Origin of the sequence: Mycobacterium branderi (genome assembly GCF_010728725.1) — a bacterium.
GTDB lineage: Bacteria > Actinomycetota > Actinomycetes > Mycobacteriales > Mycobacteriaceae > Mycobacterium > Mycobacterium branderi.
In genome coordinates this window covers 2,216,801-2,239,452 of the sequence record NZ_AP022606.1, presented here as the reverse complement: position 1 = coordinate 2,239,452, position 22,652 = coordinate 2,216,801, and the positions used below count along the sequence as shown (strand labels likewise).

Below are 22,652 nucleotides of genomic sequence, written 5' to 3'. Positions count from 1 at the left end.
CCTACTTGATCGCGATCGGATTGACCGGCGAGCCGACCGCACCGACGACTCTCAACGGCGGTGCGACGAGCTGAAATTCGTAGACCCCGTCGGCCGCACAATCCGCCGCCAGCGCGGTCAGATCCCAGTACTCGCCGAGCATCAGGCCCATGTCGCGCAGGCACAGCATGTGCATCGGCAAGAACGTTCCCTCGACACCGGACACGGGGTCTTCGACCATCAGGTTGTCGGCGGCCACCGCGGCGACGTCGTGGTCGTGGAACCAGGAGGCGCAGCGCCAGTCCAGACCCGCGCCCGGCTCGCCGCCGTTGCCGGTGGCCAAAAACCGTGCCCACCAACCGGTCCGGATCAGCACGATGTCTCCGCGGCCGATCGCCACTTGTTGGGAGCGAGCGACGTCGTCGAGCTCTTCGGGAGTGATCGGGTTCCCGTGTTCGAGGAAGGTGTCTGCGCCGCGGTGCCGAACCAGGTCGAGCAACACCCCGCGGGACGTGATGCCCTTGCCGTCGACTTTGTCGATGCCGCAGTGAAAGGCGCCGAAGCTGGTGACCGAACTGGCCGGGAAGCCGTTGTACAGCTGGTCCTCGTAGTACACGTGGGACAGCGCATCCCATTGGGTGGCCGCCTGCAGCGGCATGATGATCATGTCGTCGTTGAAGCGCAGCAGGCCGTCTCCGAAATACCCGCTTACTTCCTGCGCTACCGAGTTGCGCGTCCATTTCGGCCCGTACTGCGCCAGGGTGGCGGCGTCGCCGCCGTCGACGGTCATGACATGGATCGGGTTGTGCCGGAACTGAAACGCCCCCTGCGGACCGGCGGATCCGAAGTCCACGCCGAGTGGGAACACTGCGCCGCGCTTGACCAGGCTTGCGGCATGGGCGACCTTGTCCGCGTCGATGAAGTTCAACGTGCCCAGCTCGTCGTCGTCGCCCCAGCGGCCCCAGTTGCTGACCTCGCGCGCAACCCGGCGAAAATCACTCAGGCCGGCCACGACGCCCGTCCCTCCTCGAGTTCGGCGGCGATCGCCGCACCTACTGCCCCGCCGTCGACCCAGATGACCTGGCCCGAAATGTAGCTGGCCGCTTGGCTGTTCAGGAACACCAGCACCGAGGCCTGTTCATGGGGCTCCGCGACTCTGCCCAGCGGCTTGGGCACATCGTCGAGGTAGCCCTGGCCGTAGGCGGTGCGCAGTTGGTCGAGTATCGGGGTTTCGGTGACACCCGGGCCGGTGCAGTTGATCCGGATACCCCGGGCACCGAGGGCGACGGCAGTTGTCATGGTGTAGAGGATGACCGCTTCTTTGGCCAACCGGTAGCCCCCGCCGGCCAGCGCCTCGGGATGGCGGCGGCACCAGTCGATTCCCTCGGACATGCTTGCGGTGTTCAGCAGCCCGGCCACCTCCTGTCGATGCTCGTGGTAGCCGGCCGCTGCCAGCGAGGACACACTGACCACCGACGACCCAGCTGGCATCTGGGGAGTGAGCGCCTCCGTGAGGTGACGCAGGCCAAGGAAGTCGACGGCGACGACGAGCAGCGGATCGCCGATCCCTGAGGACACGCCCGCGACGTTGAACAGGGCGTCGATCTGTGTGCCGACCGCATCGACGGCCCGGTCGATGGAGGCGGCGTCGCCGAGGTCCACCTGATGGAACTCGGCGATCGCGAATCCTGGTCGCCGCGTGTCCAATCCGACGACGTCGGCACCGAGCTCGGCGAGTTGCCGCACGACGTACGCGCCGATGCCCGACGCGCAGCCGGTGACCACCACGCGGCGGTCGTCGTATCGCCAGAGTTGCTCGATCACTGACGCTGTTCTTTGGCGCGCTGCGCAGCTTGAACGCGGCCCTCGTTGATCTCGGCCATGGCCTCGGGAATCTCGCTGGCGGTGAACTTGCCGCCACGACCGGTGGGCAGGCCACCGAAGGAGTAGCTCTCGTCGAATTCCGGCGCGGTGGACGCTGTGCGGCGCGCCTCGATCTTCTCGATGACCGGCTCCAGCCGCTTTGCCTTGTCGGTCACCGCTTTTGCGTCGCGTTCGATAAACTCCGGCAATACTTCTTTGCCCATGATCTCGATGGACTCCATCGTGCCTTCGTGGCTGCGCGGGTTGAGCAGCAGGATGATCTCGTCGACGCCGCTCTCCTCGTAGCCGCGCAGGAACTCCCGCACGGTGGCAGGTGAGCCGATCGCGCCGCGGCCGGGACCATACGCCAGCGTCGGGTCCTTTTCGACTTCTTCGAGATAGCGCTTCCAAACCCCGGTCCGGCCAGGCGTGTGCACACCGGTCATGTAGTAGTGCATGATCCCGAACGAGAAGAAGCCGCCGCCTTTTCCGAGTCGTTCGAGTGCCTGCTCGTCGGTCTTGGCGACCATCATCGACAGGTCGCCGCCGATGGCCAGGATGTTCGGGTTGATCGCCGGGGTGACCGGGACGCCGTTCTCCTCGAGTTCCTTGTAGTAGCCGTTGACCCGTTCGGTCAGCGGTCCCGGGCCGGTGTAGGCGAAACTCAGTGCGCCGATACATTTTTGAGCGGCCATCTGGACGGTGGCCGGCCGGGTGCAGGCTACCCACACGGGCGGATGCGGCTTTTGCATCGGCTTGGGGATCACGTTGCGGGCCGGCATCTCGATGTGCTCGCCTTTGAATCCGCTGAAGGGTTCTTCGATCATGCAGCGGATCGAGACCTCGAGCGCCTCCTCCCACTGCGCCCGCTTGTCGGCGGGATCGATGCCGAAGCCGCCGAGTTCGCCGACCGACGAGGATTCTCCGGTGCCGAACTCCACCCGCCCGTTGGAGAGCAGATCAAGGGTGGCGATGCGTTCGGCCACCCGGGCGGGGTGGTTGACCACCGGCGGCAGATGCATGATGCCGAAACCCAGCCGGATGTTCTTGGTGCGCTGGCTCGCCGCGGCCAGGAAGATCTCCGGCGCCGTCGAATGGCAGTACTCCTCGAGGAAGTGGTGCTCGGTCAGCCAGACCGTGGAGAACCCGGCTTTGTCGGCGGCCTCCACCTCGTCGAGGCAGTCCTGCAGCAAAATCCGCTCGTCGTCGGGCACCCACGGGCGGGGCAGGGCGAATTCGTAGAACAGTGAGATTTTCACTGGTTACCTCCAATAAGGGTTGACCGTTGGCTGACAAGGTGTTTGGCCGCGACGTAGCCGAACGTCATGGCCGGTCCGATGGTGGCGCCGGCGCCGGCGTAGCTGCGGCCCATCACCGGCGCTGCGGTATTGCCCACCGCGTACAGGCCGCGCACCACGCTGTCGTCGGCGCGCAGCACCCGGGCGTGCTCGTCGGTGCGCAAGCCGCCCGACGTGCCGAGGTCGCCGAGGACGATCGCAAACGCGTAGTAGGGCGGCTTGCCCAGGGGATACAGGTTGGGATTGTCCAGGGTGGGATCTCCGTAGTAGTTGTCGTAAACGCTGTCACCTCTGTTGAAGTCGTCGTCATGCCCCTTGCGGGCCAGCTCGTTGAAGCGTGCTGCGGTGTCTTGCAGCGCGGCGGCGGGAACGCCGATCTTGGCGGCCAGTTCGGTCCAGCTGTCGGCGGCCTTGACCACGCCGGATTCCAGCCAGGCTTGCGGGACTTTGCGGCCGGTGGGTACCGGCGCGCCCGGGATCTTCGGCAGCGGAATGTGTCCGGCGACGACATACCGGTTCCAGGACCGATGGTCGGTGATCAGCCAGCACGGGATGTGGGTGACGCCGGATTTTTGGCCCTCGATCATCGCGTGGCCGAAGTCCATGTAAGGCGCGGCCTCGTTGATGAAGCGTTTCCCGTCGCCGTTGACGATGAACTGCGACGGCATCATCCGCTCGTTGAGCATGAATTGCAGCCTGCCGTCGGGCCATTGGATGGCGGGGAACCACCAGGCTTCGTCGAGCAGGTCCGCGGCGGCGCCGACCTGCTGACCGGCGCGGATGCCGTCGCCGGTGGCCGCGGGATTGCCGAAGCTCCAATCCTGGTCGATGACCGGCTGGTGTTCCTTGCGCCAGGCGAGGTCGTGGTCGAAGCCGCCGGTCGCCAGAATGACGCCGCGGCGGGTGTGAATCTGCTGTGGCGCACCGTCTTTGACGACGACGGCGCCGGACACCGATCCGTCGGCATCGGTGATCAGCTGCGTCATCGGCGAATCCAGCCACAGCGGAATGCCGCGATCCTTCATCGCCAGCCGCAGCCGCGCCGCCAGCGACTGGCCGATGGCCGCCATCCGGTCGCCGAAAACGCGGGCCCGGACCATCCGCCACACCAGTTTGGCCAGCACCGCCTTGCCCGCCCACGACTGGCGGACCCGGTAGAAGGAGCGAAGCTCTTTGGGGCCCAGCCAGATTCCCCGCGGCGCCAGTGTCAGCGGCTGCAGCAGGTGCTGCTCGTCGTCCCCCAGCGTGCGCAGGTCGATCGCCGGCACGTTGATCGTGCTGCCCAGCTCCGAGCCGCCGGGAAGCTCCGGGTAGTAGTCGGCGTAGCCGGGCTTCCAGACGAATTCGAACCACGGGCTGAGTTGCTCGAGGAACTCCATCATCTGCGGCGCCGCCTCGACGTACTGGCGGATCCTGGCGTCGCTGACCAGGCCCTCGGTGATGCGGCGCAGGTATCCCACGACATCGTCGGGCGACGGCGTGTAACCTTCGCGGCGTTGCGCCGGCGCTCCGGGCACCCAGATCCCGCCGCCGGACAGCGCGGTGGAACCACCGAAGTGCGAAGCCTTTTCGACCACGAGGGTGTCCAGCCCGGCGGCGTCGGCGGTCAACGCGGCCGTCATTCCGCCGCCACCGGAACCGACCACCAGGACGTCGACGGTTGTCACACCGGCACCGCCGTCCGGATCGCGAAGCCGGCGATGAGCTGGGCGGCCGCTTTGTAGTAGCGCACCGTGGTCCGGTAGGGGCCTGCGGCCGCCATCGCGGCGAAAGCGGCTACCCAGGTGCGGATTTCGTGGGCGGAGTTGCCGCCCTCGTGTGCGATGAACGAGTTGGACCAACCGTCGAGGTCCGCCAGCTGCCCGGAGTCGACGGCGTCGAGGAAGCGATGATCCCAGGCGGGATTGATGGGCTGGCGGTCGCTGGTTCCGTCGGCGTAACTGCGGGCGGCGTCGATCACTGCCTTCTGGCGGGCCTGTCGCTCCTCGGCGGTCATCGGGCGGTTGCGCACACTGACCGGCGGATCATGCGACAGCCCACCGGATCCCAGCACCAGTACCCGCTTGTCCAGCGTGGCCAGGTAGCTGCCGACCGCGTCACCGAGCGCCCGGGTCCGGCGCAAGGGCCCCAGCGGGGTGGCGACGGAGTTGATGAAGATCGGGATTACCGGCCGGACCGTGGCGTCACCGAATAGTTTCTCTAACGGTTGGACGGTGCCGTGGTCCACGTCCATGCACGCGGATATCGCGATGTCGACGCCCGCGGCGAGGATCGCTTTCGCGCAATCGGCCGCGAGGGCATCGGGAACGTCGAGTGGGCCGGCGTGGGTGCCGTAGTCGCCCACCCCTTGGGCGGATGTGCCGATGCAGAACGCCGGCATCAGCGTGGAGAAGAAGCCGTTGTAGTGGTCCGGCGCGAAGACCACGACGAGTTCGGGGTCGAAATCGTTGACGAAGTCGCGAGCCTGGGCGAGTGCGGTGTCGATGTCATCAAGGAGGTCCTGCGACGGCCCTGGCAGATTCAGTAGCGGGCTGTGAGACATACAGCACAGGGCTAGCGGCACGGTTTCCTCCCGGAGTCAAGGTGAGGACGTCGAAGAGCTTGGCGCTCAGCTCGGGTGCGAGTTGGGCGATGCAGGCACCGGCGATGCAGCGATCGGGGCGCAGGAACAGCACGGATTCCCGACGGGTGTCGAACCACGCTTTCAGATCACCGTCGCGGTCGCCGACGATCACCACGTCGGGGTCGTCATGGCCGGTCCAGTGCAGCTGTTCGAGGGGCCGTGCCGCAATGAACCGCGCGCCCAGGGTTTTCCAGTCCGAGAATGCCCGTGCGCCAAGGATTTCCTTGAGGTTGTTGTTCCAGCACAGCACGGCGAACCCGGTGCCCAGCACGTCGTCGAGCATGACGTTCTGTTGCTCGCGGGTGTCCACCCGGGGCTGCACGAACAACGTGCCGACCGGCGAGTTGGGTGTGGTGTGTACGACGGCGCCGTTCTCGTAGCGCGGCATCGGCTTGAACCGCATCTCCAGCACATACCGCTTGAGCGACGGCACAATTGACGCCGATCGCACCAGCAGGTCACGGACGGCGGCGACCCGGCGGTTGGTCGGGGAGATGACCCGGCCGACCATCGTGGACAGGTCGATCATCGCCCGGGCGTGCTTGCGCCGTTCCACGTCGTAGGTGTCGAGCAGCGCGTCGTCGGCCTGACCGTTCACCACTGCCGCCAGCTTCCAGCCGAGATTGGCGGCGTCCCGGATGCCGCTGTTGTAGCCCTGGCCCTGCCACACCGGCATCAGGTGCGCGGCGTCGCCGGCCAGCAGCAACCGGCCGCGGCGGAACGCGCCGGCGATGCGTGAGTGGTGGGTGTACACCCGGCGGCGGATCACGTCGACACGCTCGGGGTGCGGGACGAACGGCGCGAGCATACGTGCGAGAAACGCCGGATCCTCGGCCAGCTCGTCGGACTCGTCAGCGTGAATCATGAACTCGAACCGGCGAATTCCGTGCGCGATGGAGATCGACGCATAGGGACGTTCCGGGGCGGCGCCCACCTCGCTGTTGGGGTGCCCGAGCGGGTCGTTGGCCAGGTCGATGACCAGCCAGCGGGTCGAGGAGGTGGTGCCGTCGAAGGACACCCCCATCAGCCGCCGGGTGGTGCTGCGCCCGCCATCGCAGCCGACGACGTAACGTGCGCGCAGCGGCCCCCCGTCGCCGCCGAGTTCGACCGTCACCGCCTCGGAGGTCTGCGTACACGATGTCATCGGGTGGTCCCACCACACCTCGACGTGCTCGAATCTGTCCAAGCCGCACAGCAATTCGGCGTCGACCAGCGGCTGCACGAAGCCGTTGCGTTTGGGCCAGCCGAATCGGGCGTCGGCCGGGGCCATCTCGGCCAGCACCCGTCGCTTGGCGTCGACGAACCGCAGAATCTGGTTGGGTACGGTGTGCGGCAGGATCGCGTCGACCAGCCCGATTGATTGGAAGGTGCGAAGCGCCTCGTCGTCCAGGCCGACGCCGCGCGGATAGTCGATCAGCGACGCCCGCTCGTCGACTACCACCGTGCGAACCCCGTGCAGCCCAAGGATGTTGGCCAACGTCAACCCGACCGGGCCGGCCCCGACCACGACGACGTCGACTTCGGTTGTCATAAGCGTCCCAGCAGGAAGTCGAGGTGCAGCCGGTTGAACGTCTTGGCATCCTCGTACTGCGGCCAGTGCCCGCAGCCGGGCATCACCTCGAAGCGCGCGCCGGGAATCATCGAGGCGATCCGGCGGCCCTCGTCGACGTCGGCGGTGGGGTCGTCGCTGGTCCACAGCACCAGGGTGGGCGCGGCGATGGCGCCGTACTCGGCCGGGCCGAGCAGGTTGCGGGCCCGGATCTGCGGGTCCTGCAGCGCCATGATGTCGCGCATCGCGGCGACGAAACCCGGTTGCCGGTAGACGCGTTGGCGGCTGGCCACGAGATCGTCGTAGTCCTTGGACTTGTCGGCCATCAGCCACTTGATCCGCGCCTGCACGGTCTCCCAGGTCGGGTTCTCGGCGGCTGCCATCGACAGCGTGATAATCCGTTGCATCACTTCGGGATCGGCCTGTGAGCCGCCGGCGGTGTTGAGCACCAGGCGGTCGACCCGGTCGGGGTGGTCGACGGCAGCGCGGGCAGCCACCCAGCCGCCGAGCGACTCACCGGACAGGTGAGCCCGCTTCGCGCCGATCGCATCCAGGACGGCCACCAGATGCTCGACGTAGTGCGGTATTTCGAGCGGATGGCCGGGCTTGTCGGTGTAGCCGTGGCCCAGCATGTCGATCGACCAGGTGGAGAAGTGCTCGGCGTGCGCCTCCAGGTTGCGGACGTACGCCTCGGCGTGCCCGCCCGAACCGTGCAGCAGGATCAGGACCGGCTTGTCATCCGCGTCGCCGGCATGCAGATAGCGGGTTCGAACGCCGCCGGCGTCCAGGTAGCCCTGTTCGAACGCGACGCCCTGCAGGTCGCTCCAGACGCTCTCGTGCTCCCTCACCGGAAATCCCGCTCTCGTATTTTTACAGCGTGCGTGCTAATATCGAACACTAATGTGCATTATCTGTAGAGCATCACTCTCAGCCGGTGGCCTGTCAAGGTGGTGAACGGTTCGCAGACGCTGGCCAGGGGGCTCAGCGCCCTGCAATTAGTGGCGGGCGCACCAACGGGCCTGACAGTCCAACAGGTTGCCGACGGCGTCGGGGTGCACCGCACAATCGCCTACCGGCTGCTCGGCACCCTGGCCGAGTACCGGTTGATCGCCAAGGGTGACGACGGCCGGTACCGCCCGGCGGCGGGACTGGCGGTTTTGGGCGCTTCGTTCGACCGCAACATGCGCCAACTGAGCGTGCCCACGTTGCGGGCATTGGCTGACGAGCTGGGCACCACTGTGTCGCTGCTGGTGGCCGAGGGCGACCAGCAGGTGGCGCTCGCCGTGATCGTGCCCACTCAGGTCGCCTACCAGCTGGCGTTCCACGAGGGCAGCCGCTATCCGCTGCACCGCGGCGCCGCCGGCATCGCGCTGTTGGCGAGCATGCCGCCGCGGCCCGGGGAACGCGACCTCGTCGCGCGGGCCCGCGAGCAGGGCTGGGTCGTCACCCACGGCGAGATCGAGCCGAACACCTACGGCCTGGCCGTGCCGGTCCGTCGCCAACCACCCTCGCCGCCAACGTGTATCAACCTGATCTCGCACCGCGAGGACGTCGTGCTGCGCGGCAAGGACGCAGTGATCAAGGCGGCCAAGGAATTGTCGGCAATTCTGAGCTGAAGGGATTCTCGATGCCTTTGTGGGACCAGGAAGTCGACGTCGTCGTGTTGGGAACCGGCGGCGCCGGCCTCACCGTGGCGCTGACGGCGGCGGTCAACGGAGCGTCGGTGGCGGTGTACGAGAAGGCACCGACGGTCGGCGGCACCACCGCGGTGTCGGGCGGCGTGGTGTGGATTCCGGCCCATAACCGTTGTCCGGACGGCGAATTGACGGTTGACGACGCGTTGAGCTACCTGCGGGCACAGTCTTTCGGGTCGATGGACGAGCCGCTGGTGGAGACGTTCGTGCGGACCGGCGCGGCGATGCTCGACTTCGTCGAGGCGCACAGCGGTCTGCGTTTCGAGATCGCGACCGGCTTTCCCGACTACAAACCGGAGCTGCCGGGTGGGCAGCCTTCCGGCGGAAGGTCTTTTTCCGCCGCACCCTACGATCTGGCGCAGTTGGGCGAGTGGCGTGATCGGATCACGTCGTTTCCCGCGGACTGGTCCAACGTCGGGTTCGACGCCGAGACCCGCGCGCGGCTGCACGCAGACGTCGACGAAGGTGCCGACTTGTGTGTGGCCGGCACCGCGCTGATCGCCGGGCTGCTCAAGGGTCTGTTGGATCTGGGTGTCGTGCCCTGCACCAACGCGCGCGCCGAGGAGCTGGTTGCCGACGGCGACGGCATCGCCGGCGTGCGGGTGGGCCCACGGGCGGTCCGCGCTCGTCGCGGTGTCATCCTTGGCACCGGCGGATTCGAATGGAATCCGGCGTGGGTCAAGGCGTTTCTGCGCGGACCGATGCACGGCGCGGTCTCGCCGCCAAACAACACCGGCGACGGGCTGCGCATGGCAATGGCGCACGGTGCGGAGCTGGCCAACATGGGCGAAGCCTGGTGGGTGCCGATCGTGCAGATCCCGGGCGACACCATCGACGGGCATCAGCGCAGCCGCAGTGTGCGGCTGGAACGCACGCGTCCGCGCAGCATCATCGTCAACCGGGCCGGCCGCCGGTTTGTCAACGAGGCCTGCGATTACAATTCGATGGCCGGCGCCTTCCACTACCTGGATCCCCGCGACGGCTACGTCAACGACCCCGCGTGGATCGTTTTCGACTCGCTGCACCTCAAACGCTACGGGTTCCTCGGCGTCGCACCCGGAGATCCGGTGCCCGACTGGTTCTGCGCCTCAGCAGATTTCGCCGAGCTGGGCGCCAAGACCGGCATCGACGCCGACGGGCTGGCCCGCACCGTCGAACACTGGAACCGCAATGTCGCGGACGGAGCCGATCCCGAATTCGGGCGCGGCTCAAGCGCATACGACGGCTACTGGGGCGACGAACGCGCCACCACGCTGGCCGGAAAAACACTGGGCCCCATCGACACCGCCCCCTACTATGCGGTGCCGGTGTCGGTGGGCGCGATGGGCACCAAGGGCGGACCGCGCACCGACCGCGACGGGCGGGTGCTGCACGTCAACGGTTCGCCGATACCGGGCCTGTTGGCCGCCGGCAACGCGATGGCAGGGGTGACCGGGCGTGCCTATGGCGGTGCCGGCGGAACCATCGGCCCGGCTATGGTTTTCGGGTATCGCGCTGGGCACTATGCGGCGACGGGTGAGTCGGTCGAGATTTAGGTCGGTGCCATAACGCGAAAGCCCAGCAACTCGGCGGCCTCCGTCATACGCACATCGTAAGTAACAACCTCGCGGAGGTCGTTGCCGAGCCGCTGCGCCGTAGCCATGTGAATCGCATCGAGCGAGCGCAGTTCGGATGGCAGGAGTGCGCCAGCAAGATCAAGCACTCGATTATCGACGCGAATTAGGTCTAAATCAGCGAGCGCTCGGCGTCCGGCTTTCCGCGCCGGTTCGCCCTTGTCGAGGACCGCCCGCATGACTTCCGTCCGAGTAAGAGCGCTCGATACCCACGGCCGGTGGCTCCGAAGGTAGCGACGCAGGGCGTCCGACTCCGGCTCACGCACTGCGAGCTTGACGACGGCGGACGAATCGAGGTAGGTGGCTGCCATCAACGCTCGCGCTCACGCAGGCGCGCGAGCGTTACCGATGGCAGCTCGACACCCGGTTCTAGCTCGATCGGCTCGGGCAAATCGTCAAGGCTTCCGGTCGCGGGCTCGATCTCGCCGCTTGCCAACATCCGCTCGTATGGGCTGCCCTCCGGCATCGGCGAGAGCAGGGCGACGGGCCGACCGCGATCGGTGATCTCAATCGTTTCACCGGCCTCGACGCGCCGGAGGAGTTCGCTTGCCCGCTGCCGAAGCTCACGCACACCCACCGAACTCATGTGCTAACTGTAGCACATTGAGGTGGTTGGGCGGTGATGCCTTATCTCGCTGACTAGTTCATCTCCTGCGCCAGCGTCCAGGCCATTTGCGCGAGCTCGCGATAGCGCTCGCGGAACGTAGCCGCACGCGAATCCGCGGCGTTGCCCTCGATTCCGCGCCGATATACCCCTGCCCCAATCGACGCCAGCCGGAACATGGAGAACACGACGAAGACGTCGAGCGAGGCCGGAACCTCCCGGCCCACGTGCCGGCAATAGCTGGCGACGAACGCCTCCTCGTCGGGAATGCCGGTGCCGGTCAAGTCCTCGCCCGCCACTCCACTGCGGCCACCGGCGTCGTCGGCGGGGAGATGGTACGTCAGACAGGCATAGGCCAAGTCGGCCAACGGATGCCCGATGGTCGCGAGTTCCCAGTCCAGCACCGCAACCACGCGCGGCTGCCTCGGATGGATCAGCACATTGCCCAACCGGTAGTCGCCGTGGGCGATGCAGGCCGGCTCGTCGTCGGTCGGCAGGTGCTCGGGCAGCCACTGCGCCAGCGAGTCCATCGCCGGGGTGTCCTCCACCCGCGCGGCCTGCCACTGCCGCGTCCACAGCGCGACCTGCCGCTGCATGTAACCGTCGGGCTTGCCGAATCCCTCGAGGCCGACCGCGCGCCAATCGACGCGGTGCAGCGCCGCGAGCACCCGGGCGAGGTCCTCGTAGATCGCGGCGCGGTGCTCGGGTGTGCACTCGCGCATGACGCGGTCGGGAAAGATCCGCCCTGGCACGTGGTCCATGACGAAAAACGTTGTGCCGATGACCGATTCGTCGTCGCACAACAGCCGCATCCGTGGCACCGGAACGTCGGTGTCGGCCAACGCGGCCATCACGCGGTGTTCGCGCTCTACTTCGTGCGCCCGTGGCAGTAGCGTGCCGGGTGGCTTCTTGCGCAGCACGTACTCGCCGGCAGCGGTAGTCAGATGAAAGGTCGGATTGCTCTGGCCGCCCTGAAACTGGCGAACCTCCATCCCGGTGTCGAACCCCGGCAGCCGGCCGTTCAGATAGCGTCGCAGCGCGGCCTCGTCGAACCGGTGGGCCGGCAGGACCGGTATCAACTCTGGTACGCCACTCATCTACGACGCCTCCATGAATCGGCGGGTCAGACGAATCAGTTGAGAACGTAGCGTGTCGTCGTCGACGTCGGCGACGAGGGGATGCATCACGCCGACGGCGATGGCGCCCGACAACATCGCCGCGGTCACCCGGGCGTCGTCGCCGGCGTCGCCGACCAGCACGCTGTAGAGCCGTTGGATCAACTCCTGGAACGGTTGGTGCTGCGCGAGCAGGCGCACGATGACGGGATCGAACTGCAGCGTGCTCGCCGCGCCGCGGCGCTCGATCGCCACATCGATCACCCGCTCCAGCAACATTTCGCGTGCCCGCGGTTGGGATCGCTCGGCTTCGGCGGCCTCCAGTGCCTCCTCGAGGCCGCCGAGTTCCCGTTCGGTGAGGGCGATGACGATCTCGTCCTTGGTCTTGAACTGGTGGTATACCGCGGCCTTCGTGACACCGATGGCGTCGGCGATCATCTGCAACGACGTTCCGCCCACACCGTTTTCGGCGATCAGGTTCAGCGCGGCATCGAGGATGCGGGTCTGCGCCGCGCTGCGCTGGATTGAGCGGAGCCTCACGGCCCGGGTAGCCACCATCCCGTAAGGGTAGCCGATCGGCTATTGACCGCGGGCTAGCCGATCGGCTAGGTTCACCGGCATGTCGACTGTTGCCGAAGCACAGCAGGCGCCTGTGGCGTTGAGTCTTCGCGGGCAGTGGATCTGTTTGTGGATGACTCCGGTCGTCGGCGCCGTGCTGCTCGTCGCCTTCTTGGCGTTCCCGGGTTTCTTTCCGCCGATGTCACCTCAGCTGACCGCGGGCCAGGTCGCCGACTTCTACGCGCACAACACGACGATGATCCGGTTCAGCATGATCACCTACAACCTGTTCGGCATCATGCTGGTCCCGCTCTTCGCGCTGATCGTCGTCCAGATGAAGCGGATGGCCACGCCGAACCAGGTACTCGCCTACTGTTATCTGACCGCGGCGGTCAGCGGTGCGACGCTGTTCGCGCTCGCCGATATCTTCTGGCTGGTGGCCGCTTTTCGGCCCGAACGCAATCCGCAGTTGATTCAACTGCTCAACGACCTGGCCTGGATCACGTTCGTCGCACCGGTGGGCTTCCTTGTCGTACAGAATCTCTGCGTGGCGCTGGCGGTCTACCTGGATGCCGGTGCGCGGCCCGTCTTTCCGCGGTGGGTGGGCGCGTTCAGCGTCCTCATCGCCGCCGCGATGACACCCGCGGCAGGCGCGGCGATATTTCGTACGGGGCCGCTGGCGTGGAACGGCGTGGTGTCGTTCTGGCTGCGGATCGGCGCGTTCACGTTGGACGTCGTGGTGATGTTCTTCGTACTGCGAGCGGCGTTGCGTCGCCAGGCCGCCGAGGAAGCACCATGACCGATACGGCAGCGCCACCGCGCAATATCGATCTGCGGATTGCCTTTTGGGTGGTTCCCACTTTTTACACCTTGTTCGGGCTGATCTTCGTTCCGCTGACCCGGGTGATGCCGCCGCCACGGCCGGATGTTACCGCCGCCCAAATGGGGCATTTCCTTCATCAGCATGCGGTGACGATCCAGATCGGCTTCGCGCTGTTGATGGTCATCATCGGCTTTGCGGGCGTCACGAACGGCATCGTCGCCTTCGAGATCAAACGGATGTCGGTCAGCCCGGTGTTCGCGTACGCCTATCTGGGCACCCTGGCCGTCGGTGCGCTGCCGGGATGCCTGATGGCCGCAATCTCCTTCCTGGCGGCCGTTTTTCGTCCTGACCGCGACCCGCAGATCGTGGCACTGCTGTATGACTTGACGTTCCTCTCGTTCGTCGGATCGCTGGGCTGCTTCTCCGCCGCATACCTGGTGTTCGCGATCGCCATTCTGCTGGACACCAACGGCGTGTTCCCGAAATGGCTGGGATACATATCGATTTGGCAGATCGTGACCGAGCTGCTCGCGGCCCCGGTGTTCATCTTCAGATCCGGACCACTGGCCTGGAACGGTTCGATCAGCTTCTGGATGGGCACGGCCATCTTCGGGTTCTGGGAAGTGTGCCTGATCGTTCTGCTGAAAATCGCCGTGGAGCGTCAGCCCGTTGGCGAGTTGGTGCAGGACTGATGACCGATACCCGAACTGGCGTCAGCCGCAAGCCCCAACCGCATCTGCCCGGCGACGGCAGCATGTGGGTGTTCGTGCTCGGCGACCTCATCATCTTCGGCGCCTACTTCGTCATCTTCATGGTGTACCGCACGCAGGAGCGAGCGTTGTTCCTGGCGTCGCAACAACATCTGAGCCTCAACGTCGGCGTCGTCAATACGTTGGTCCTAATCGCCAGCTCCTGGTTTGTCGCGCGCGGCGTTCAATCGGCCGCGGCTGCCGAGTACACCCGCGCCACACGGTTCATCGTCGGCGGCGGCGCCTGCGGTGTGCTGTTCATCGCGATCAAGGCATACGAATGGTCGACGAAAATCGGTCAGGGACTGACGTTTCCGCACAATGACTTCTTCATGTTCTACTACCTGTTGACCGGCGTGCATCTATTCCATGTGCTGCTCGGTCTGGTGATCCTGGGCGTGGTGGTGGCCAATCTGCGAGATCCGCGACGTCGGCGGGTGTCGATGGCCGAGGCCGGCGCAACCTATTGGCACATGGTCGATCTGCTGTGGATCGTCATTTTCGCGCTGCTCTACGTGATGCGATGACCGCAACCGTCCGGCTCACCTCCGTGTGGCTGATTCTGTCGGCGATCACCATCGCCGCATGGTGGCTCGCGCCAGGGCCCTCCCACGCGACTGCCAGTGTGGCGATCACGATTGCTGTCCTGGCGATGGCATTGGTCAAGGTGCGCTTGGTGATTCAGCAGTTCATGGAGGTGCGCACCGCTCCCGGCTGGCTGAAGTTGTTCACCGACGCGTGGCTCGTGGTGCTGTGGGGGACGGTGCTGGTCATTTACCTTTGGTGAGCAACCCATCAGCGGCGGAATAGGGATCGTCGCGGCCATCGGCGACCGCCTCGGCCAGCCGGTCGAGGTCGGGATGAGTCCGCAGCCGAGTTTGCGCCAGCGACAGGATCTGGGCCCGGGCGCGGGCCAACCGACGTTCGCGGCTGTCGGCGCGATGATGGGCATCGATCGCGTCCATCAACTCCGCGAGGCCTTCACCTTTGGCAGCAACGAGCGGAAGGATCGGCGCTTTGGTTTCCGCACGCAGGTCGCGGATCGTCTGCTCCGCACCCTCCCGGTCGGCCTTGTTGACCACCACGATGTCGGCGACTTCCAGCAGGCCCGCCTTGGCCGCCTGCACCGCGTCGCCGGCGCCCGGGTTGAGGATGACGACGGTCGGATCCGCGACCGCCGCGATCTCGATCTCCGACTGGCCCACGCCCACAGTTTCTAGCAGGACCACGTCGTAGGCCAGCGCGCCGAGCAGCCGGATGGCTGCGGGTACCGCGGCGGCCAGACCGCCCAGGTGGCCACGGGTCGCCAGCGAACGGATCAACACCTGGGAATCGTTGATATGTCTGGTCATTCGAATCCGGTCGCCCAGCAGCGCCCCGCCGCTGAACGGCGACGACGGGTCGACGGCCAGCACCGCCACCCGCAACTCCCGTTGCCGGTAGGCGCCCACTAATGCCGCGACCGTTGTCGACTTGCCGGCGCCCGGCGGTCCGGTGATCCCCACGACCTGCACCGACGACGAGCCGAGGCTTTCCAGCACTTCGTCGCGGCGCTCACCCTCGACCAGGCTGAGCAATCGGCCGGCCGCCCGCGGTGATCCGTTGCGCGCCGCGGCGATCAGCTCGGCGATGTTCATCTAGGAGAGTTTATGGCGCCGGTACCTCGATGACCGTCGCGGAGCCCATTCCGCCGCCCGCACACATCGCTGCCACGCCGAAACCGCCACCGCGCCACCGCAATTCGTGCACCAGCGTCACCAGCATTCGGGCTCCGGTGGCCGCCACCGGATGTCCCAGCGAGCAGCCGCTGCCGCTGACATTGACCAAGTCGGGATCGATGTCGAGCAGTTTGACGGTGGCCACACACATCGAAGCGAACGCCTCGTTGATTTCGAACAGGTCGATGTCGGCCAGCGAAAGTCCCGCCCGGGCAAGCGCTTTCGGGATTGCCTCGACGGGCGCCAGGCCGGTCGCGGCGGGGTCGACACCCACCGACGCCCAGGCCCGGATCGTCGCGAGCGCCGGCAGTCCCAACCGGTCGCTGGCGATCGTGAGCACGGCAGCGCCGTCGTTGGCGCCGCAGGCGTTGCCCGCGGTGATCGAGAAGCCTTCGATCTCGGGGTGCAGCGGCTTGAGCGCGGCCAGCTTCTCCATGGTGGTGTCGCGACGGGGATGCTCGTCGACCTCGAACAGACCGTGCGGCGTCTCAATCGGGACGATCTCCTCTTTGAACCTGCCCTCGTCGATCGCGGCGATCGCGTTGCGGTGTGAGCGCAGCGCCCAGCCGTCCATCTCCTCGCGGCTGATTCCGGCTGTGACGGCCGCATTCCAGCCGACCGTGATCGACATGTCCATGTTGGGCGCGTCGGGGCGATCGGGATGGGTCGGCGGAAACCAGTCGACCCATTCGCCGTCGACTTGCATTCGCGACCGCGGGGACGTGGACGCGGAGTTGACTCCCCCGGCGATGATCAGCTGATCCATGCCGGCGCGCACGCTGGCCGCCGCGCTCTGCACCGCCGCCTGGCCGGCCGCGCAATGCCGGTTTTGGGCCAGGCCCGGCACCGAGGTCAGCCCGGCGGTCAGGGCGGCATGTCGGGCCAGCACCCCGCCGCCGTAGAGGCCCTCGCCCAAGATCACGTCGTCGACTGGCACCGAGTCCAGGCCCGCCGCGGCCTCCGACACCACGTGATGGGCCAGCTCGTAGGCGCTGGTGTCGCGCAGCGTTCCCTTGCGCGCGGTGCCGATGGGCGTGCGCAGGGCGGACACGATGACGGCTTCAGGCATGGGGCCTCTCCTTCGTCGAGTGTGAAACTAGTTTCACGTTGGGCGCCGAGCGTGAACTTAGCTTCACGCTCGGCGGCATCAGTTCTTGCCGGCGGTCAGCTTGGCGACGATGTTGCGGAAATCCTCGGTCTGGAACGACTGGTTCTCGGCGGTCAGGGCGAAGTCCAGGGTGGCCAGCACCGCGCGTTCGAGGTGCACGTTGAGCACCCGCTTGGTGCTCTCGACGGCCTGCTGTGGCAGTTCCATGATCCGCTTGGCGCAGGCCACCGCCTCGGCCACCGGATCATCGGCTACGTGGTTGGCCAGCCCGAGCTCGACGGCCCGCTGCGCGGAGATCCGCGCACCGGTCAGCGCATATTCCTTGGCGAGCAGCAGGCTGATGTGCAGCGGCCACGTCAGCGGCCCGCCGTCCGCCGCGACCAGCCCGACCTGCACATGCGGATCCGCAAGGTAGGCGTCTTCGGCAATGTAGACGATGTCGGAGAGCGCGACCAGGCTGCAGCCGAGCCCGACCGCCGGCCCATTCACCGCCGCTACCACCGGGATTCGGCAACGAGCCATGCCCAGCACGATCTCGCGTCCGTCGGCGATGGTCTTGGCCCGCAGGTCGGCGTCGGCCGCCAGCTCGGCCAGGTAGTGGAAGTCGCCGCCGGCCGAGAAGGCCCGGCCGCGGCCGGTGATCACGGCGGCGCGCGCCGTCCGGTCGTCGCTCATCCGCTGCCACAGCCGCGCCAGCCCGTTGTGCAGGTCGTCGTTGACCGCGTTCAGCGCGTCGGGCCGGTTCAGCGTGATGATGCGCAGCGGCCCGTCGGCCGCGACGTCGATTTCTGCCGGCATGTCGTACACGTCAGACTCCTTTTGTGGTCGTGACCCGCTTCACCCGGGCTTCGCCCGCGTTCGCGATCACTCCTATTTCGATGGTCGTGACCCGCTTCACCCGGGCTTCGCCCGCGTTCGCGATCACTCCTACAGCCCCAAGATTCGTGAGGCGATGATGTTCTTCTGGATTTGCGATGTCCCACCCATCACGCTTTGCGCCCGGCTATATAGGTAGGCACTGAACAGGTCGGGATCCTCGGTGCCGCCGACGGCCAGCGCGGCGTGGCCGACGGACTGCTCGACCCAGGTCATCAGCAGCTTGTCCAGCGATCCGTCCGAGCCGTGCGACACACCGTCGAGCTGTTCGGACAACCGCCGGCGCACGTGGTGGGTCAGCATCTCGGTTTGCACTGCTGCCCAAGCTAATTCGGGAGACACCGGACCGTCGCAGCGCGCAGCCATCTCCCGCACGAGCTTGCCGTAGCGGGCGGCATAGCCCAGTGTCGACGGTTCGCGTTCGTGTCCGACCACCGTCATGGCGATGGCCCAGCCCTCGCCGGGGCCGCCGACCATCTGGTCGGCGGGCACGGTCGCGCCGTCGAAGAAAACCTGGCCGAACTCGGTGGTGACGCCGTTAATCATCCGAAGCGGACGTTGTTGCACGCCAGGTTGTTTCATCGCGATGACGAACGCCGACAGGCCCTTGTGCCGGGGCGCCTCCGGGTCGGTGCGGGCCAGCAGCAGGCACCAGTCGGCGACGTCGGAGTAGCTGGTCCAGATCTTGTGCCCGTGCACGACGTAGTTGTCGCCGTCGCGGGTGGCGGTGGTGGTCAGCGACGCGAGATCCGAGCCGGCGCCGGGCTCGGAAAAGCCCTGGCACCACCGCTCGGTGCCGTTGATCATGCCGGGCAGGAAGCGCTGCTGCAGCTCCTTACTGCCATGCCGGCCCAGCCCCACCACGAGATAGCCCAGGCTGGGCCGCGGCGGGGCACCGGCACGGGCCAGTTCTTCGTCGACGATGACGTCGTAGACCGGCGGCAACTCCTGACCACCGAACTGCTTAGGCCACGACAACCCGAAGAAACCACCCTCATACAGGGCGCGGTGCCATTCACCCTGGCGGGTCCAGTACTCGTCGCCGGAGCTCGCAAACTCCCTGGCGTGCAGGGCAAGCCAGGATCGCAGCCGGTCGCGGAAGGCGGCTTCCGCCGGCGAGTCACGAAAGTCCAATGTCGATCTCCTCCAGCTTGACGGGCCACAGCTCGGTTGATGTCAGTGCCCGCCGCAGAAAGACATGCGCCAGGCATTCCCAGGTATTGCCGATGCCGCCGTGTACCTGAATGGCGGTCTCGCAGACGGTTTGTGCGGCCCGCGCGCAGTAGATCTTGGCGACGCGGGCGGCCCGGATCGCCTCCGCCGGTGCGAGTTCGTCGACCGCCCAGGCGGCGTGCCGCGACACGCTCACCGAGCCCTCGATCAACGCAAGGCTTTCGGCCAGCAGGTGCGCGACGGCCTGATACGAGCCGATCGGTTTGCCGTACTGCTCACGGATTTTCGCGTAGTCACAGGCCAGGGCGTGCGCCCCGCGCGCGGTGCCGACCAAGTCCGCGGCGGTGGCGGCCAGCGCAAGAGCCAGCCATCGTCCGGCGACGTCGGCAGAGACTTCGCCGACGGGAACCGCAGCGCCGTGCAGATCGGCGTTGACTCTGGTCAAATCCGCACCGGCCCGGACGTCGCCGAGGTCGACGGCCAACACTGTCGTATCCCGCAACAACAACGCACGCCGGTATCCCCGCGCGTCGACCGCATGATCGCCGTAGACGATCGTCGCCGCGTCGCTGCCAACGTGCCGGGCCAGCTCGTCGGCCAGCACCGGCCCGAGGAACGGCGCGTCCACCAGCCCGCGGCCGAATTCTTCGGCAACGATCGCCACCTCGACGCCGGAGGCGCCGTCGGCGCGCAGCGACCGCCAACCCGCCGCCGCAATCTGCTTGTCCAGCCGCGCAATTCGCTCGGCATCCTCGAGCGCCTGAACCGACCCGGGTCCCAGATCGTCGGCCAGTTTGGCGGCGGCGTCGCGCAGTTGCTGTTGCTCAGCGGTCAGACGTACATCCATACTTCTCCTTCAGCACTCGGCGCAGCACCTTGCCCGAAGGCAGCCGAGGAATATCGGACACGAACACCACGCGGCTCAGCCGTTTGTACGACGCCAGCTGCTTTTCCACGCATGCAGCGAGTTCGGTGGTCTCCACAGGGGTGTGCGTCGACACAGCGGCGACGATCGCCTCCCCATTGAGCCCGTCCGGAACACCGAACACCGCGCAGTCCCTGACCGCCGGGTGCCCGTGCAGCACCGCTTCGATCTCGGCGGGCGCGACCTGGAAGCCGCGCACCTTGATCATCTCCTTGGACCGGTCGGTGATCCGCAGCCAGCCATCGCCGTCGAGATAACCGACGTCCCCGGTGCGATACCAGCCGTCGCACAACGCATCTCGTGTGGCCGCGCGCGGCAGGTAGCCGGCCATCAGCGACTCCGAACGAGCCTGAATCTCGCCCACCTCGCCAGGACCAACGGGCGCACCGGTGTCCAGCGACACCACCCGCACCTCGACACCCGCCACCGGCCGCCCCACCGAGTCGAGCCGCGCACCGTCGAGCGGATTGCAGGCGATGACCGGCAACTCGGTGGTGCCGTAGGCGGGCACCCATCCGACGCCGGTGCGCCGGGTGACGGTTTCGGCGGCGGTTCGGCTGACCGGAGTGGCGCCCCACATGATGAACCGCAGCGACGACAGGTCATAGGACTCCAGCCGTGGATGCGACGCGAGGGCCAAAGCGATTGGCGCAACGGCCATCTCGACGGTGAGGCGGTCAGTCTCGATGTGCCGCAGCATGGTGTCGACGTCGAACCGGCGGTGTAGCCGCATCCACACACCGGTCTCGAGCGCGGTGACGATGTTGAGCAGCCCGAGGATGTGCGATGGGGGCGTGGCGATTTGGATGCGGTCACGCGACGTCAACTGCAGCGCGTCGCGCCAGTGCCGGATGGCGGCGCACAACGACGCATGGGTGTGCCGGACGGCCTTGGGCAGACCGGTGGTGCCCGAGCTGAACACCAGCAGCGCGTCGGTGTCACGCGGCGGCGACCCGGATACCGGCTGCCCGGGTGTGATCGCCTCGTCGAGATGCAGCATCGGCATCAGCTCGGCGAGCACCGGGTGGTCCCCGACCGCATGCGACGGGTTCGTCAGGCCCAGCGCGTGCTCGACCTCGGCGCGCTTCCACGCCGGACTGATCAGCACCACGGCCGCAGCCAGCCGCCAGATGGCGTGCAGCGCGACGACGAACTCGGGCCGGTTGGACGCCATCAACGCCACCCGCGCTCCGGCCGTCACTCCCCTTTTGCGCAGGATCGACGCCAGGCCGTAGGCCAGCGCGTCGAGCTGCGGCAGGCTGTACTGCCGCTCCTCGAACGCGAGCACCGGGGCATCGTGTGATGGCATTGAGAAGATCCTATCGCTTTGGGAGAATAGTATTCTCTATACTGAAGAACGCAAGTATGGAAAGGGGGTGGCAATGGCGGAGCTGCACGCGTTTCACCAGGCGACGGTGACCCGGATCGTCAAGGAGACCGCCGACGCGCGCACCTTCGTGCTCGCCCCGCATGACCAGCCCTTTTCCTATCGCGCGGGCCAGTTCTGCACGTTTCGGGTGACCGTCGACGGCGAGCAGCTGTATCGGTCGTATTCGATGTCGAGCGCGCCGGAGACCGACGACGAGCTGATGACTACGGTCAAGCGGGTGCCCGGCGGCAAGGTGTCCAACTGGCTGATCGACAACGTCTCCGAGGGCGACGAGCTGACGATGACCCGCGCGGCCGGCACCTTCTGCCTGACGCCGACCGCCGCGCCGCTGTTGGCCTTCGCCGGCGGCAGTGGTGTCACCCCGATTCTGTCGCTGGTCAAAAGCGCGTTGGCGACGACGGACCGCTCGGTGCGGGTGCTGTGCGCCGACCGTGATCGTGCGTCGGTGATCTTCGACGCGGTGCTCGACGAGCTTGCCGAGCGTTACCTGGGTCGGTTGTCGGTGGTGCGTCATCTCGACGACGAGCACGGCCTGATTGACGCGGCCGCGGTCCGCGATTTCGTCGGAGCCGACGCCGACGCCGACAATTATGTGTGCGGGCCGGAGGGCTTCATGGCCGTGGTGCGCGCCGCATTGCCGGGGCCGGGACGGGTGTTCGTCGAAGACTTCGACGCGACGCCCGCCGTCAAGCCACCTGCCGCCGTCGACGGCGCCGAGGTAGGCGGCACGGTCACGATTTACCTTGAGCGCAAGAAGGTTTCGGTGCCCCGCGTCGCGGGTGAGACTCTGCTCGAGAGCGCGCGACGGGCCGGGCTGGCGCCGCCGTTTTCCTGCGAGGCGGGCAACTGCGGGACGTGCATGGCCAGGCTCACCGAGGGCAGTGCGACGATGCGGGTCAACGACGCGCTGGAGGAGGACGAGGTGGCCGACGGCTACATCCTCACCTGCCAGGGTGTGCCGGACACGGCGAACGTGACGGTGCGTTACGAGTAG

24 protein-coding genes are annotated in these 22,652 nt (G+C 66.9%); 7 read left to right on the top strand and 17 right to left on the bottom strand.

Going from position 1 to position 22,652, the window contains the following annotated elements; translation table 11 throughout:
• Nucleotide 1: 1 nt before the first annotated feature.
• From G6N47_RS11565 to G6N47_RS11540, 7 genes are read right to left on the bottom strand one after another with little or no spacing between them, the layout of a single operon-like run.
• Complete coding sequence (locus G6N47_RS11565; RefSeq protein WP_083133942.1) at nucleotides 2-991, bottom strand: cyclase family protein; 990 nt, start codon at nucleotides 989-991, stop codon at nucleotides 2-4.
• Nucleotides 979-1,803, bottom strand: coding sequence for a coniferyl-alcohol dehydrogenase (locus G6N47_RS29640; protein ID WP_232080186.1), 825 nt, complete (start codon nucleotides 1,801-1,803; stop codon nucleotides 979-981). Before G6N47_RS29640 ends, G6N47_RS11565 begins: the two co-directional genes overlap by 13 nt.
• Complete coding sequence (locus G6N47_RS29635) at nucleotides 1,800-3,101, bottom strand: LLM class flavin-dependent oxidoreductase (RefSeq protein ID WP_232080185.1); 1,302 nt, start codon at nucleotides 3,099-3,101, stop codon at nucleotides 1,800-1,802. Before G6N47_RS29635 ends, G6N47_RS29640 begins: the two co-directional genes overlap by 4 nt.
• Nucleotides 3,098-4,807 (bottom strand): FAD-binding protein, encoded by a 1,710-nt coding sequence (locus tag G6N47_RS11555; RefSeq protein ID WP_264007153.1) that lies wholly within the window; start codon nucleotides 4,805-4,807, stop codon nucleotides 3,098-3,100. The genes G6N47_RS29635 and G6N47_RS11555 overlap by 4 nt, the downstream gene beginning before the upstream one ends.
• The gene (locus tag G6N47_RS11550) at nucleotides 4,804-5,682 is read right to left on the bottom strand and encodes a 3-carboxyethylcatechol 2,3-dioxygenase (RefSeq protein ID WP_232080184.1); all 879 of its coding nucleotides are present in this window, start codon (nucleotides 5,680-5,682) and stop codon (nucleotides 4,804-4,806) included. Before G6N47_RS11550 ends, G6N47_RS11555 begins: the two co-directional genes overlap by 4 nt.
• A complete protein-coding gene (locus tag G6N47_RS11545; protein WP_083133944.1) occupies nucleotides 5,630-7,294 on the bottom strand; it encodes a bifunctional 3-(3-hydroxy-phenyl)propionate/3-hydroxycinnamic acid hydroxylase in 1,665 nt (554 codons plus the stop codon). Before G6N47_RS11545 ends, G6N47_RS11550 begins: the two co-directional genes overlap by 53 nt.
• On the bottom strand, nucleotides 7,291-8,160 hold the full coding sequence (locus G6N47_RS11540; protein ID WP_083133945.1) for an alpha/beta fold hydrolase: 870 nt from the start codon (nucleotides 8,158-8,160) through the stop codon (nucleotides 7,291-7,293). Before G6N47_RS11540 ends, G6N47_RS11545 begins: the two co-directional genes overlap by 4 nt.
• Before the next feature lie 99 nt (nucleotides 8,161-8,259).
• Here G6N47_RS11540 and G6N47_RS11535 point away from each other — a divergent pair, with 99 nt between their 5' ends.
• Nucleotides 8,260-8,928 carry an IclR family transcriptional regulator gene (locus tag G6N47_RS11535; protein ID WP_083133946.1) on the top strand — a complete coding sequence of 223 codons (669 nt, stop codon included), beginning with the start codon at nucleotides 8,260-8,262 and terminating at the stop codon, nucleotides 8,926-8,928.
• 11 nt (nucleotides 8,929-8,939) lie between these two features.
• Entirely contained in the window at nucleotides 8,940-10,541 is a 1,602-nt protein-coding gene (locus G6N47_RS11530; protein WP_083133947.1) for an FAD-dependent oxidoreductase, read from the top strand.
• Here the strand turns inward: G6N47_RS11530 and G6N47_RS11525 are convergent.
• Genes G6N47_RS11525 through G6N47_RS11510 form a run of 4 tightly spaced genes read right to left on the bottom strand, consistent with a single transcriptional unit; the run spans nucleotide 10,538 to nucleotide 12,896 of the window.
• A complete protein-coding gene (locus G6N47_RS11525; RefSeq protein ID WP_083133948.1) occupies nucleotides 10,538-10,930 on the bottom strand; it encodes a type II toxin-antitoxin system VapC family toxin in 393 nt (130 codons plus the stop codon). The two genes, G6N47_RS11530 and G6N47_RS11525, sit on opposite strands and share 4 nt — an antisense overlap.
• Complete coding sequence (locus tag G6N47_RS11520; RefSeq protein ID WP_083133949.1) at nucleotides 10,930-11,205, bottom strand: type II toxin-antitoxin system Phd/YefM family antitoxin; 276 nt, start codon at nucleotides 11,203-11,205, stop codon at nucleotides 10,930-10,932. The genes G6N47_RS11525 and G6N47_RS11520 overlap by 1 nt, the downstream gene beginning before the upstream one ends.
• 53 nt (nucleotides 11,206-11,258) lie before the next feature.
• Complete coding sequence (locus G6N47_RS11515; RefSeq protein ID WP_083133950.1) at nucleotides 11,259-12,320, bottom strand: phosphotransferase family protein; 1,062 nt, start codon at nucleotides 12,318-12,320, stop codon at nucleotides 11,259-11,261.
• Nucleotides 12,321-12,896: a TetR/AcrR family transcriptional regulator gene (locus G6N47_RS11510; protein WP_083133951.1), complete on the bottom strand. Its 576-nt coding sequence runs from the start codon at nucleotides 12,894-12,896 to the stop codon at nucleotides 12,321-12,323. It lies immediately after the preceding gene.
• A gap of 61 nt (nucleotides 12,897-12,957) precedes the next feature.
• Between G6N47_RS11510 and G6N47_RS11505 the strand changes: the two genes are divergently transcribed.
• Genes G6N47_RS11505 through G6N47_RS11490 form a run of 4 tightly spaced genes read left to right on the top strand, consistent with a single transcriptional unit; the run spans nucleotide 12,958 to nucleotide 15,255 of the window.
• Nucleotides 12,958-13,695 (top strand): hypothetical protein, encoded by a 738-nt coding sequence (locus G6N47_RS11505; RefSeq protein WP_083133952.1) that lies wholly within the window; start codon nucleotides 12,958-12,960, stop codon nucleotides 13,693-13,695.
• On the top strand, nucleotides 13,692-14,411 hold the full coding sequence (locus G6N47_RS11500) for a hypothetical protein (RefSeq protein WP_083133953.1): 720 nt from the start codon (nucleotides 13,692-13,694) through the stop codon (nucleotides 14,409-14,411). Before G6N47_RS11505 ends, G6N47_RS11500 begins: the two co-directional genes overlap by 4 nt.
• A complete protein-coding gene (locus G6N47_RS11495) occupies nucleotides 14,411-14,995 on the top strand; it encodes a cytochrome c oxidase subunit 3 family protein (protein ID WP_083133954.1) in 585 nt (194 codons plus the stop codon). The genes G6N47_RS11500 and G6N47_RS11495 overlap by 1 nt, the downstream gene beginning before the upstream one ends.
• The gene (locus G6N47_RS11490; protein WP_083133955.1) at nucleotides 14,992-15,255 is read left to right on the top strand and encodes a cytochrome C oxidase subunit IV family protein; all 264 of its coding nucleotides are present in this window, start codon (nucleotides 14,992-14,994) and stop codon (nucleotides 15,253-15,255) included. Before G6N47_RS11495 ends, G6N47_RS11490 begins: the two co-directional genes overlap by 4 nt.
• On the opposite strand, the gene meaB is transcribed toward G6N47_RS11490, so the two are convergent.
• From meaB to G6N47_RS11460, 6 genes are all read right to left on the bottom strand, one after another.
• Complete coding sequence (meaB, locus tag G6N47_RS11485) at nucleotides 15,239-16,105, bottom strand: methylmalonyl Co-A mutase-associated GTPase MeaB (protein WP_083133956.1); 867 nt, start codon at nucleotides 16,103-16,105, stop codon at nucleotides 15,239-15,241. The two genes, G6N47_RS11490 and meaB, sit on opposite strands and share 17 nt — an antisense overlap.
• Nucleotides 16,106-16,115: 10 nt before the next feature.
• Nucleotides 16,116-17,255, bottom strand: coding sequence for a thiolase family protein (locus tag G6N47_RS11480; protein ID WP_083133957.1), 1,140 nt, complete (start codon nucleotides 17,253-17,255; stop codon nucleotides 16,116-16,118).
• 78 nt (nucleotides 17,256-17,333) lie between these two features.
• Nucleotides 17,334-18,101 carry an enoyl-CoA hydratase/isomerase family protein gene (locus tag G6N47_RS11475; protein ID WP_083133958.1) on the bottom strand — a complete coding sequence of 256 codons (768 nt, stop codon included), beginning with the start codon at nucleotides 18,099-18,101 and terminating at the stop codon, nucleotides 17,334-17,336.
• Between the two features lie 120 nt (nucleotides 18,102-18,221).
• A complete protein-coding gene (locus G6N47_RS11470; protein ID WP_083133959.1) occupies nucleotides 18,222-19,304 on the bottom strand; it encodes an acyl-CoA dehydrogenase family protein in 1,083 nt (360 codons plus the stop codon).
• A complete protein-coding gene (locus G6N47_RS11465; protein ID WP_083133960.1) occupies nucleotides 19,291-20,190 on the bottom strand; it encodes an acyl-CoA dehydrogenase family protein in 900 nt (299 codons plus the stop codon). Before G6N47_RS11465 ends, G6N47_RS11470 begins: the two co-directional genes overlap by 14 nt.
• A complete protein-coding gene (locus tag G6N47_RS11460) occupies nucleotides 20,168-21,577 on the bottom strand; it encodes a class I adenylate-forming enzyme family protein (RefSeq protein WP_083133961.1) in 1,410 nt (469 codons plus the stop codon). The genes G6N47_RS11465 and G6N47_RS11460 overlap by 23 nt, the downstream gene beginning before the upstream one ends.
• A 73-nt stretch (nucleotides 21,578-21,650) precedes the next feature.
• Here G6N47_RS11460 and G6N47_RS11455 point away from each other — a divergent pair, with 73 nt between their 5' ends.
• A complete protein-coding gene (locus G6N47_RS11455; RefSeq protein WP_083133962.1) occupies nucleotides 21,651-22,652 on the top strand; it encodes a ferredoxin--NADP reductase in 1,002 nt (333 codons plus the stop codon).